At 60.9% G+C, this 12055-nt stretch carries 12 protein-coding genes; 7 read left to right on the top strand and 5 right to left on the bottom strand.

Annotated elements, in window-relative coordinates; genetic code table 11:
* The first annotated feature begins 1 nt into the window (after nt 1).
* From ACTJJM_RS03485 to ACTJJM_RS03465, 5 genes are all read left to right on the top strand, one after another.
* Entirely contained in the window at nt 2-961 is a 960-nt protein-coding gene (locus ACTJJM_RS03485; protein ID WP_197602126.1) for an RHS repeat domain-containing protein, read from the top strand.
* Complete coding sequence (locus tag ACTJJM_RS03480; RefSeq protein WP_197602125.1) at nt 958-1425, top strand: hypothetical protein; 468 nt, start codon at nt 958-960, stop codon at nt 1423-1425. Before ACTJJM_RS03485 ends, ACTJJM_RS03480 begins: the two co-directional genes overlap by 4 nt.
* Nucleotides 1426-1910: 485 nt before the next feature.
* Nucleotides 1911-2354 carry a hypothetical protein gene (locus tag ACTJJM_RS03475; RefSeq protein ID WP_241873750.1) on the top strand — a complete coding sequence of 148 codons (444 nt, stop codon included), beginning with the start codon at nt 1911-1913 and terminating at the stop codon, nt 2352-2354.
* Between the two features lie 807 nt (nt 2355-3161).
* Complete coding sequence (locus tag ACTJJM_RS03470) at nt 3162-3668, top strand: hypothetical protein (protein WP_146205518.1); 507 nt, start codon at nt 3162-3164, stop codon at nt 3666-3668.
* A 589-nt stretch (nt 3669-4257) separates the two neighbouring features.
* Nucleotides 4258-4791, top strand: coding sequence for a hypothetical protein (locus ACTJJM_RS03465; RefSeq protein ID WP_241873752.1), 534 nt, complete (start codon nt 4258-4260; stop codon nt 4789-4791).
* A 548-nt stretch (nt 4792-5339) separates the two neighbouring features.
* Here the strand turns inward: ACTJJM_RS03465 and ACTJJM_RS03460 are convergent.
* The 5 genes from ACTJJM_RS03460 to ACTJJM_RS03440 form a co-directional block, all read right to left on the bottom strand.
* Nucleotides 5340-6596 (bottom strand): cysteine desulfurase, encoded by a 1257-nt coding sequence (locus ACTJJM_RS03460; protein WP_010483557.1) that lies wholly within the window; start codon nt 6594-6596, stop codon nt 5340-5342.
* On the bottom strand, nt 6593-7855 hold the full coding sequence (gene sufD, locus ACTJJM_RS03455; RefSeq protein ID WP_241873753.1) for a Fe-S cluster assembly protein SufD: 1263 nt from the start codon (nt 7853-7855) through the stop codon (nt 6593-6595). Before sufD ends, ACTJJM_RS03460 begins: the two co-directional genes overlap by 4 nt.
* Nucleotides 7855-8619: a Fe-S cluster assembly ATPase SufC gene (gene sufC / locus ACTJJM_RS03450; RefSeq protein WP_440865153.1), complete on the bottom strand. Its 765-nt coding sequence runs from the start codon at nt 8617-8619 to the stop codon at nt 7855-7857. The genes sufD and sufC overlap by 1 nt, the downstream gene beginning before the upstream one ends.
* Nucleotides 8620-8693: 74 nt before the next feature.
* A complete protein-coding gene (sufB, locus tag ACTJJM_RS03445; protein ID WP_005408435.1) occupies nt 8694-10169 on the bottom strand; it encodes a Fe-S cluster assembly protein SufB in 1476 nt (491 codons plus the stop codon).
* Nucleotides 10170-10186: 17 nt separating this feature from the next.
* Complete coding sequence (locus tag ACTJJM_RS03440) at nt 10187-10642, bottom strand: SUF system Fe-S cluster assembly regulator (RefSeq protein WP_005408436.1); 456 nt, start codon at nt 10640-10642, stop codon at nt 10187-10189.
* A 209-nt stretch (nt 10643-10851) separates the two neighbouring features.
* Between ACTJJM_RS03440 and ACTJJM_RS03435 the strand changes: the two genes are divergently transcribed.
* Nucleotides 10852-11319 (top strand): SET domain-containing protein, encoded by a 468-nt coding sequence (locus ACTJJM_RS03435; RefSeq protein WP_010483549.1) that lies wholly within the window; start codon nt 10852-10854, stop codon nt 11317-11319.
* Nucleotides 11320-11448: 129 nt separating this feature from the next.
* Nucleotides 11449-11991 carry a type 1 glutamine amidotransferase domain-containing protein gene (locus tag ACTJJM_RS03430; protein WP_010483547.1) on the top strand — a complete coding sequence of 181 codons (543 nt, stop codon included), beginning with the start codon at nt 11449-11451 and terminating at the stop codon, nt 11989-11991.
* Nucleotides 11992-12055 lie beyond the last annotated feature (64 nt).

The following is a 12055-nucleotide window of genomic DNA, read 5'->3' as shown; positions in this document are numbered from 1 at the left end:
CATGAATGGACTCTCTTTGCTGTTGATTCGGGCGGTACTCGCGGTGGTGGTGCTGGCGGCCTGTGTGGCTCCGGCGGTCGCCCAGGAAGTCGTCGAGTACATCCACACTGATGCACTGGGTTCACCGGTGGCGATCACCGATGCCAGCGGAAACGTCATCGAGCGTACGGTGTATGAGCCGTATGGGGCGGTGGTCAATCGGCCGTTGAAGGATGGGCCGGGATATACGGGGCATGTGACGGACTCGGGGACCGGGTTGATCTACATGCAGCAGCGGTACTATGACTTCCAAACTGTCGCATTTCTGGGAGCTGATCCAGTTGCAGCTAGTTCGGAAGGGGCTTCATTCAATCGCTATCGCTATGCTTCTGCCAATCCCTATAGGTTCAAAGATCCGGACGGCAGGGCAGACATGAACGTGTTCGGTGAAGCCGATCCGAACGGGCTGAGAGCGGCAGGAGATGCGCTCAATATTCCGGGCAAGTTCACGGTCGCAGGGCACGCCAATAACATGGTCATTCAGGACCAGCGAGGGGGGCGCATGGAAAATTACTCCACAGTCAGCTCCTGGGATATGGCTCGGACCCAGTTTGGGCTAAAACAGGGCCAGGAAATATTCATGGCAGGTTGCCACTTGGGGGCGGAAATCGGTCAGGCAAAGGCTTTTGCTCAGGGATGGGCGAACCTGAATAAGTCGTCCGTATATGCTCCCAACGGATTCGTTCGCTATCCAAAAAACTACAAGCCTGGAGATGATATGACGCTCCGTGTCAGTATGGGTGAGAACGGAACCGGAGGTGCAGGTGTATGGCAGAGGTTCTCGCCTGGAGGGACGGGGCCGACGGGCCCCGCCATTCGTTCGATTACGATCAAAGCTGATGGTTCAATATCCTATCAGTTTGCTGAGCCTGAATTGGGGTCCAGAATTCGTAGAATGGAAACGGTGAAGGTTAAGCAATGAAAATTCTTTCGAATTCCGTTGTTTTGTCTTTGCTGCTTGTTGGCTGCGGTAACGGGGAGCCCCAGGAAGAGCGGCTTTCCCGAAATGAGAAGCATGATGAAGCGCCAAGTTTGGCCCTTTCCGAGGAAGAGTTGGAACGTCAGATTGCGATGGCTGAAAACGGGAATGCAGAGGCCCGTCTAAAGCTTGAATGGCACTACTCGACGCGTGGCGACATGGAGCGATATCGCTACTGGCTTGAGGAGGGGGTCGCACGAATGGACGTTAGTTCAATGCAGCGATTGGCACTGTTTCTCTCCCTTGAGCAAGGCGGGGGAGACTGTAAGCGAGCGATGCAAATCCTCGAGGAAGGTTTGCGTCTTGATCCGCCGGAGACTACGCGCGAACTGATGGAGATGGATCTTCAGAGATTGCGGCATGAACGGGTCGGGGTTCCACCTTGCGGGGTGGGGCTCTCCAATTAGAGGCAGCAGTTGCGCGAATGCCGATAATAATTCGTTCGGATTCGATGATAGGAACGGGTGATGCGGAGCGCATTCTGGTTTGAACTCGAGGTTATTGGTTGGGCAGGTCTCGATGAAGATCATAATTTCTCTATCTGCTGCCTTACCGATGCTGCTTCTTGCCTCCTGTGTGCAGGACCGCGGTTGTCTTCTTCGGGTGGCCAACCAGGACCACGACAGCTCCTCATCTCAGAAGATCCATGCTGATATGGATGAACTCATACATTCGCGCCCTGTGGATGGGGAGCGGGAAGTGAATGCAGAGTTAGTGGTATCGCAGCTCGAACTCTCTCGGGAGGGGTGGAGAAATAGAAGGATTTTCTATGTATTGACTGATGGTAGCGGGAAACTCTTGACTGCGGGGACTTGTGGTATTGACGAACGCCAGTGTGCCTCGATCATTGTGAAGCGAATGCTCGGGTTCTGTGAAAGGATGTAGATTGCGGGTGCGCCAAGTTTTGGGGGGTATTTCAGTGAGAAATTCCCAAGTGCTTGATCGCTTTGGGTGGCTGGCCGGTATTATTGTGGCGGCGCTTTGTTTTTTGGGAATTGCCGCCTGTGGCGGAAGAGATGAACGTTTGGATGTGGTCATGAATCATGATCCGGGAAACGCAGCGGCTGATCACTACGCACTGGCGCTCGAGTCAGTTTTCAGTTCTTCCGAGAGTGTGCCAGAAGCGCAAATATGCAGGGTACATTTAATTGATGTAAGGAAATCATTTGATCAGGCTGAAAGCGAAAGGGTGAGGGTATATTTCGTCTTGGCCGATCATCAAGGTGTCGTCAGGTCTGCGGACACCTGTGGGCTTCCTATGAATGAGTGCGTGACGATTATTGCTGAAAGGTCGAGGGTGGGCTGTCGTAAAGCAAAAGGGCTGGCTTTCCACTGATTCGGGCGGCACTCGCGGTGTTGGTGCGCATGGCCTGTATATAGTGCTGGGCGCTGCCGATGAAGTGGTTATGTACAGTTGCACCGATGCGTTGGCTTCACCGGCGGCGATTACCGCTGTCAATGGAAATGTCATCGAGCGTACGGTGTATGAGCCTTCTGGTGAGGTGGTTCAGATGGCCATGGCTTAAGGGGGGATGGGCGAAAGCCTATCCCAAGTAGAATGGAAGCACGTTGTCGTCAAACAGTGGCTGACGCGCTATTGATAGAATCACTACTCCAAAAGCGGGTGGACACGCGGCCCACGGTGTTCCTTCCAGAGTTTATCGACAAGTGGCGGGAGTGCTGTGAAATCCACAAGTTCATCTCGATGCCGACGACCAGCGATGGTTCTTCAAGGGTTTGCGCGCACTTCAGTGCTATGTCTTGTATCTGTCGCTGGTTGTTCGCTGCATGAAATAGGAAGCGGTCGGCTGGATGACGACTGTCTTTTGGTGGTGGCCGACTATATAAAGTCGTCGCGGGGGTGGGCTGGGGATGTCTACGACATTGCTCCTGAGGGGACGGTGTCAGGGCTGCGCGGATACGCAGTAATGCATCGCTCGGAGGACGGAAAACTGCCGTCCGAGGAGTTGAAATCATTTCATGTCGATTTGGATCCCGAGTGCAAGGCTATTGTTGATGAGCTTGGCTATCAATGATTCCGCGCACTTTTCGGCTGGCAGGAGGAGGGCTTGGGATTATGGGTGTGGAGCGAAGAAGGTGAGCGGTATCCCATGGCGCTGGATGGCGACGCAGGGGTGTGGGCGTGAATGTTGATTTCCGGTTTTTCATGGTTATTTTTTTTATTTTCTACGGGGCTGGTTGCAGGCATCAAGAAGGCGGGGGCGAACCGTCTGGAAAGAGCTGTGGGGTCGAGGGCAGCTCCGCTTGCCGAGTCAGCTTCCGGGAACTAGCTGCTACGCCCCGGCTATTCGATGGAAAGTTGGTGCGGATGGAGGGCTATCTCGGGGTGAGCCGGGAGCTCTTTGTACTGAATTCAAGCAAAGAGTTGTTTGAGGCCGGAGTGACTGAGGAGACCCAAGTTCGAATTAGAGGGCCAATAGATCTGCAGCGAAGCGTATTTGACGAATACGCGTATTCATGGGTTTCGATAATTGGGGTGTTCAGGACAAGAGAAACTGACAATTCGACAGGTGATCTGCTGCTTGGCGAAATTCACGCCCCCCTTGAAGTTCGCTCCCTACGAATCCCTGGTCCCGTGCCACGTGCGAAATTTGGAGATGTGCTCGTCAATCTTGAAGATCTGAAGTGAGTGATAGGTTGTGGAAATGACGTCATGTGCTTTCATTTCTGCCTTCTATGGCAGGAAAGCGGGATGATTCAAAGGCGCGCCTAACATGTGATCACATGGTCCCCGTCTTAGGGGTGACACTTGCCAGGAAGGGGCTTCGGAACATTCTCGATCGCTGGTAGAGTCGCAGATGTCACATTACGCCATGGCACTCCTGGGCAGCTCAGTTCTCCACGTTGCGCGATTGCGCCTGTGTCATTGCGAGCTGATCGATCACGTCGATAGGCTTTGGGGGGTTGCCCCTTGGTTGAAGAATATGAGGTATCGCATTGAGCGCTATCGATGAAAAGAATCTCGTTTTAGCCTGTCTGTGGAGGCTGTTGGAATCCGAGCCTGCTTCCGAGGAACAGGTGTCTGGCTGGTACCAGAGGGCGCAATTTATCAAGAACGTGATTCGGTCAAGTTCGTATGAAATCGGGGTTCCTCACGTGATATGGCACTATCTTGATGATGCCGATATCCGTATTCGCGATCCCCGCTATGCCGAAGCACAGGTGTTGGCCGTTAGGCGGAGTATTGATGAGTGGGCTTGAGTGCATTCAGAGAAGCCATGAGCAATACATATTGCTGGCCAGATTTCATTGCGGCATCCCTCTCGGATGCTAACCCTCCGGATCTCCCGCTCCTCCGGGAAGACCGGGCCGGGATGGCGTTTGATCGCAACCTGTATGAGGATTCTGCTCCGAATGATGTTTGGGTGGCGTGGCTGAGCGCACTTTCGGAGCACTTTGCAGATATCGCGATGTGCGCGGTTCGATGTTCAGAGTGCTCCGACGGTGGAAGCTCTGTGGAAATTGAGCGAGGGCTGGATAGCCTGCGCTTCTACTGGCTGGAAGATGGGAACTTCATGCGTGATCATTTCTTGTTTTCGCGTGATGGTCGCTGGGTCGTAAAGCTGGATCAGGACGTGACGTTATTTGCGGGAGATGTCACTTTCCTTGCGGATGTTGTCGCGCGACTTGGTGGTGTAGAGCATGTCGAGAAGATGATGCGACGGGACCTGATTGGTACAGCTGAGGACGTTGTTGGCCTCGGTGGATACGTCAAGGGGCTTCTTGCGCCCTTGAACGCAACGACTCCATAGCAGATTGCTGCGTAGATGATTGGGTGTGCAGGTGCTATGTGATGGAGTAGCTTCAAAAGGAGGAGCTGAGTGCCAGGGTTTGTTGAGAGCTTCCCCATTTGGGCTTCCATCATCCTAGGTGCCATGTGGATAAACGCATTTGCGGCTCACAGGATGTTGCTGAAAATCGAGCGTGAACGGCCGGAAGTACTCGCTGCAGTCGGAATCATCAAGGTTGATTGGTGGCTTAGGTGCTTGCGCGGTATTGCAGTGCTTGCCCTTACTTCCAAAGGGAAGACGCTCCATCAGGGGGAACGGTGGGTGTTGAGGGGCGTCGTGATGATGTACGTCTTCTTGATTGCCCCCGGGGTATCCATGCTTGTTGGCATGTAGGAGAAGGTGCCTCAAGGCCGTTGATGGTGGATGGATCGGCATTGCGGTGAGATTGCCCGTTCCTGGCATCACTCGGTGCTTCCCGGTCACGCCTCTGCTTGCTTGCGCCCAGCGCGCAATAAAAAACGCCGCAGTTTCCTGCGGCGTTCTCGTACTTCCCTGATTCTGGCGAATCCTCAGCCCAGCAGCTTCCGCACCTTGGTCAGTGCGGTCATGAACCGCTCGATCTCGGCATGCGTGTTGTAGAACGCCAGCGAGGCACGGCAGGTAGCCGCGACGCCGAAGTACTGCAGCAGCGGATGTGCGCAGTGCTGGCCCGAGCGCACGGCCACGCCTTCCAGGTCGAGCAGGGTGGCCAGGTCGTGCGCATGTGCGCCATCGATCAGGAACGAGACCACGGCGGCCTTCTCCGGCGCTTCGCCGATGATGCGCAGACCGTCGACGCGGCGCAGCTCTTCGGTGAAGTGCGCCAGCAGTTCGGCTTCGCGTGCTTCCACGTTCTCCTGGCCAAGCTGCTGCAGGTAGTCGGCAGCCACACCCAGGCCGATGAAACCGGCGATGTTCGGGGTGCCGGCTTCGAATTTGTGCGGGGCATCGTTGAACACGGTGCCGTCGAAGCTGACTTCCTTGATCATCTCGCCGCCACCGAGGAACGGCGGCATCGCGTCCAGGTGCTCGCGGCGCGCCCACAGCGCACCGGTGCCGGTCGGGCCGCACATCTTGTGGCCGGTGATGGCGTAGAAGTCGCAGCCGATCGCGGCCACGTCGACCTTGCGGTGCGGTACGGCCTGCGAGCCATCGACCACGGTGATGATGCCGCGCTTGCGCGCTTCGCGGCAGATCTCGCGCACCGGATTGACCGTGCCCAGCACGTTGGAGACATGAGTAACCGCCAGCAGCTTGACCTCCGGGGTCATCGCCGCGCGCAGCGCATCCAGGTCCAGCGCGCCATCGGGGGTGATCTCGGCCACGCGGATGGTGGCGCCGGTACGCTGCGCGACCAGCTGCCACGGCACGATGTTGGCGTGGTGCTCCATGCGCGTGATCAGGATCACGTCGCCGGCCTTCAGCCGCGGCAGCGCCCACGAATAGGCCACCAGGTTGATGGCGAAGGTGGTGCCACTGCACAGCACCAGGTCGCTGGGCCGCACGTTGAGGAAGCGCGCCAGCGTGTTGCGTGCGCCTTCGTAGGCGTCGGTGGCTTCGCTGCCCAGTGCATGCACCGCGCGGCTGACGTTGGCGTTGTAGCGGCGGTAGAACTCGTCCACCGCGCCGATCACCTGCACCGGCTTCTGGCCGGTGTTGGCATTGTCGAAATAGACCAGCGGCTTGCCATGCACTTCACGCATCAGCAGCGGGAAGTCGAGGCGGACGCGGTCCCAGTCGGGGGCGCCGGTGCGTTCTTCGATCGGTCGCGGCGTGGATAGGTTCATGCCACACCTGCCTCGGCCAGCGCCTTGTCCAGGCGGCGTGCCAGCTGCGCACGCAGTGCGTCCGGCAGGATCTTCAACGGCTCGTGGCAGAACGCGGCGCTCAGCAGTGCCTGCGCCTGTGCCTGCGGCAGGCCGCGCGAGCGCAGGTAGAACAGCGCGTTGGCATCGAGCTGGCCGACAGTCGCACCGTGCGCGGCCTTCACTTCATCGGCGTCGATCACCAGCGTCGGCTGGGTGTCGATCTCGGCATCGGCCGACAGCAGCAGGTTCTTGTTGGACAGGTTCGCGTCGGTGCCATCGGCGCCTTCGCGGATCTGGATGCCACCATGGAACACCACGCGGCTGCGGTTGGCGGCGACGCCGCGCCACAGCAGTTCGCAGCTGGTATCGCGCGCGATGTGGTCGATGCCCAGGCGGGTTTCGACGTGGCGGCGGCCATTGCCAAGCAGCACGCCGTTGGCGGTCAGCTGGGCATTGTCGCCTTCGAGGCGCACGTTCAGTTCATGGCGGCTGAGCGCGGCGCCCAGTTCCAGGTCCACGCGGTGGTACTGCGCGTCGCGGGCCAGCACGGCGTCGGTGCGCAGGAAGCTGGTCTGGCGCGCGCTGCCGGCCTGGACGCGGGCGTGCTTGAGCACGGCATCGCGAGCGACGTGGGCATGCAGCACGGTGTTGTCCAGGTGGGCGGAGTCACCCACGCTGAAGCGGTGCTCGACCACGCCCAGGCTGGCGCCGGCACGCAGTTCGATCAGGTGGCGGTGATGCCAGGCCAGGTCGGTGTCACCGGCGACGCTGGCGAACACCAGCTGCAGCGGCACGTCGACCTGTACGCCTTCATCCACGCGCAGCACCACGCCTTCATCGGCCAGCGCGGCATTCAGGCGGGCGAAGATCTCCTCGCTGCGCTCGTAGCGGCGGCCAAGGAAACGCACGGCGTCTTCGCCAGCGGCCAGCGCAGCCGACAGCGGCTGCAGCTGCACGCCGGCCGGCAAGGCCTGCACGTCGCTCAGCGCGGCATCCAGACGGCCGTTGACGAACACCAGGCGCGGCGCCGGGATGTCGTCCAGCAGGGCGGCGTCCAGCGCCGGGCCCTGCAGCGGTGCCGCAGCGAACGCACGGCGTTCCAGCTGGCGCAGCGAGGTGTACTTCCAGGCTTCGTTGCGGGCGGCCGGCAGGCCGTCACGCAGGGCCGCATCCAGCACTTCGCGGCGCGCATCGCTGCCGCAGAAGGCCTGGGCCATCGAATCAAGCAGGGCGCTCATCAGACCGCCGCCTCGGGCACGACCCGGTCCTTCAGGAAATCATAGCCGTGCGCTTCCAGCTCCAGTGCCAGCTCCGGGCCGCCACTTTTGACGATGCGGCCATCTGCCAGCACGTGCACCACGTCCGGCTTGATGTAGTCCAGCAGGCGCTGGTAGTGGGTGATGACCAGGAACGAGCGATCAGCAGCGCGCAGTGCGTTGACACCATCGGCCACGCTCTTCAGTGCATCGATGTCCAGGCCCGAGTCGGTTTCGTCCAGGATCGCCAGCTTCGGTTCCAGCACGGCCAGCTGGAAGATCTCGTTGCGCTTCTTCTCGCCACCGGAGAAGCCTTCGTTGACGCCACGGTGCAGCAGTTCGTCCTTCAGGTGCAGCACGGCCAGCTTCTGGCGCACCAGCTTGAGGAACTGCATGGAATCGAGTTCCTCCTCACCGCGTGCCTTGCGCTGGGCGTTCAGTGCCGCGCGCAGGAAGTAGGTGTTGTTCACGCCCGGGATCTCCACCGGGTACTGGAACGCCAGGAACAGGCCGGCAGTGGCGCGCGCTTCCGGGTCCTGCTCCAGCAGGTCGACGCCGTCGAACTGCACGCTGCCTTCGGTCACTTCGTAGCCGTCGCGGCCGGCCAGGACATTGCCCAGGGTGGACTTGCCGGCGCCGTTCGGGCCCATGATGGCGTGCACCTGGCCCGGCTGGACGTCCAGCGACAGGCCCTTGAGGATTTCCTTGTCGCCGATGCGGGCGTGGAGGTTTTCGATCTTCAGCATGGTGGGGGTTTCCGTGGGGCGGGCCGCGGCCCGCCGGTAAAGAGAATGCGTTTGCGAGGGGCAGGGGCGGGCGGTCAGCCCACCGAACCTTCCAGCGAGACTTCCAGCAGCTTCTTGGCTTCCACCGCGAACTCCATCGGCAGTTCGCGGAACACCTGCTTGCAGAAGCCGTCGACGATCATCGACACCGCGTCTTCCTGGCTGATGCCACGGGCGCGGCAGTAGAACAGCTGGTCGTCGGAAATCTTCGAGGTGGTGGCCTCGTGCTCGACGGTGGCGCCCGGGTTCTTCACCTCGATGTAGGGGAAGGTGTGCGCGCCGCACTGCTTGCCGATCAGCAGCGAATCGCACTGGGTGTAGTTGCGCGCGCCATCGGCATTGCGGTCCACACGCACCAGGCCGCGGTAGGTGTTCTGGCCGCGGCCGGCGCTGATGCCCTTGCTGACGATCTTGCTCTTGGTGCGCTTGCCAACGTGGATCATCTTGGTGCCGGTGTCGGCCTGCTGGCGGTGATGGGTCAGCGCCACCGAGTGGAACTCGCCCACCGAGTCGTCGCCCAGCAGCACGCAGGACGGGTACTTCCAGGTGATCGCCGAGCCGGTTTCGACCTGGGTCCAGGTGACCTTGCTGCGCGCGCCACGGCATTCGGCACGCTTGGTGACGAAGTTGTAGATGCCGCCGACGCCGTTCTCGTCGCCCGGGTACCAGTTCTGCACGGTGGAATACTTGATCTCCGCATCTTCCAGCGCGACCAGCTCGACCACGGCGGCGTGCAGCTGGTTCTCGTCGCGCATCGGCGCGGTGCAGCCTTCCAGGTAGGACACGTAGGCCTTGTCCTCGCACACGATCAGGGTGCGCTCGAACTGGCCGGTGTGGCCGGCGTTGATGCGGAAGTAGGTGCTCAGTTCCATCGGGCAGCGCACGCCCTTGGGGATGAACACGAAGCTGCCATCGGAGAACACCGCCGAGTTGAGCGCGGCGAAGTAGTTGTCGCCGACCGGCACCACGGTGCCCAGGTACTGGCGCACCAGCTCCGGGTGTTCCTTGATGGCCTCGGACATCGAGCAGAAGATGATGCCCTTCTCGGCCAGTTCCTTGCGGAAGGTGGTACCGACCGACACCGAGTCGAACACCGCATCCACCGCCACGCCGGCCAGCTTGGCGCGCTCGTGCAGCGGCACGCCCAGCTTGTCGTAGGTGTCCAGAAGCTCCTTGGGCACGTCATCCAGCGAGGCGTACTTCGGGCCCTTCGGCGCGGAGTAGTAGCTGAGCGCCTGCAGATCGATCGGGGCGATCTCCAGCTTGGCCCAGTCCGGCATCGGCATGGTCAGGAAGTGGCGGTAGGCGTCCAGGCGCCACTGCGTCATCCACTCCGGCTCGTCCTTCTTGGCCGACAGGGCACGGATGGTGTCCTCGTCCAGGCCCGGCGGCAGGGAGTCCGACTCGATCTCGGTGATGAAGCCGGCCGAATACTTGCGGCCGAGCTGCTCGTGGATCTCGCGGTTGGGGGTGTCGTCGTGGGCGACGTTTTCGATGGTTTCGGTGGCCATGGGGGGCTGCCTACGGATCAGGAGACGACGTCGACAGCGATGGTGCGGCGCTGTTCGTCATCGGCAAGGGGGAGAGGGGGCAGGATCTGGGCGAGGGTGACATCGCGCAGGGCCTCGGAAACCACGTCGTTGATCAGCCGCCAGCTGCTGCGCGCGCCGCACTTGGGCGCCATGCCGCACTGGTGGTGGTCGTGGCTGCATTCGGTCAGGGCCAGCGGCCCTTCCATCGCTTCGACCACTTCGAACAGCGAGATCTCGATGGCCGGGCGGGTCAGGCGGTAGCCGCCACGGACGCCGCGCAGGCCTTCAACCAGGCCGGCCTGGGCCAGCGGCTTGAGTACCTTGCTGACGGTGGGCGGCTCCAGACCGGTGAATTCGGCCAGCTCGGTGGCACTGAGCACCTCGCCCGGACGGGCGGCGAGCACGGTCAGTACGACGGTGGCGTAATCGGTGAGTTTGGTGACGCGCAACATGGGGATGCGAGTGGTTCTTAAAGCGGACTGAAATTGTACGCTTTTCTTCGCCGCCATCCAACCCGGGCATTCAGCCGGCGCTGGGGCCGGGACGGGAGAACACACCGGGGCCGTTGCCAGGGCGCAATGCTGCGCCAACGGGGTGATTTTCGCAATCACCCGGAATGGGCGAGAATCAACGTTCCTTTCGCTGCAGACTTCCCTTGCCGATGCCCAAGAAGATCCAAGCCCGCAAGTCCGCCATCCACGGCAACGGTGTGTTTTCCGTGGCCCCGATCAAGCAGGGCGAGCGCGTGATCCAGTACAAGGGCCTGCTGCGCAGCCACGGCGACGTTGATGCCGATGACAGCGGCGACGTTGAAAGTGGCCATACCTTCCTGTTCACCCTCAATGACGACTGGGTGATCGATGCCAACTACAAGGGCAACGACGCGCGCTGGATCAACCACAGCTGCGACCCGAACTGCGAGGCAGTGATCGAGGAAGACGAGGACGGCGACAGCCGTGGCGACAAGGTGTTCATCGAGGCGCTGCGCGATATCAAGGCCGGTGAGGAACTGACCTACAACTACGGCATCACCCTGGCCGAGCGTCATACCGCCAAGCTGAAGAAGATCTGGGAGTGCCGCTGCGGCTCGCCCAAGTGCACCGGCACCATGCTGCAGCCCAAGCGCTGACCCGTACCGGGGACTGCCGGCCACTGGCCGGCACTACCCGGAGGCTCTCCACCTGCCGTGCACGGCAGGGTCACCGCCGTGCAAGGGCCGTTCTTCCATTCTGTCGGCTCCCCCAACCGGAGTGCACCCATGGCAGAGCGATTGAAGGGCAAGCAGATTGCCATCCTGGCCACCCACGGCTTCGAACAGTCCGAATTGACCGAACCCAAGCGGCTGCTGGAAGCCGAGGGCGCGCGCGTCAGCGTGGTGTCGCCCGCAAAGGAGGCGACGATCAAGGGCTGGAAGGAGAAGAACTGGGGCGACGCCGTCGCGGTGGACATTCCGCTGGATGAAGCGGATCCGGCACGCTTCGATGCCTTGGTCCTGCCCGGAGGCGTCATCAATCCGGACACGCTGCGTACCGACGAGGTTGTACTCGGCTTCATCCGGGCAGTGGATGAAGCCGGCAAGCCTGTGGCGGCCATCTGCCACGGCCCGTGGTTGCTGATCAACAGCGGCCTTGCTGAGGGGCGCGACGTGACGTCCTGGCCGTCCCTGCAGCAGGATCTGGTCAACGCAGGTGCGAAATGGCGCGATACCGCGGTTGTGATCGATGGAAACCTGATCACCAGCCGCAAGCCGGACGACATTCCCGCCTTCAGTGAGGCGGTGGTCAAGGCACTTGCCGCCTGATGCGCTACGGGTAGTGGGGGGGAGGGGGAGGGGACAACCCCCCTCCCCCCCCCACCCCCCCTCC

Source organism: Stenotrophomonas sp. 22692 (assembly GCF_052045015.1).
In the GTDB taxonomy this organism is placed as follows: Bacteria; Pseudomonadota; Gammaproteobacteria; order Xanthomonadales; family Xanthomonadaceae; genus Stenotrophomonas; species Stenotrophomonas geniculata.
This window is presented reverse-complemented; position numbering and strand designations above follow the sequence as displayed.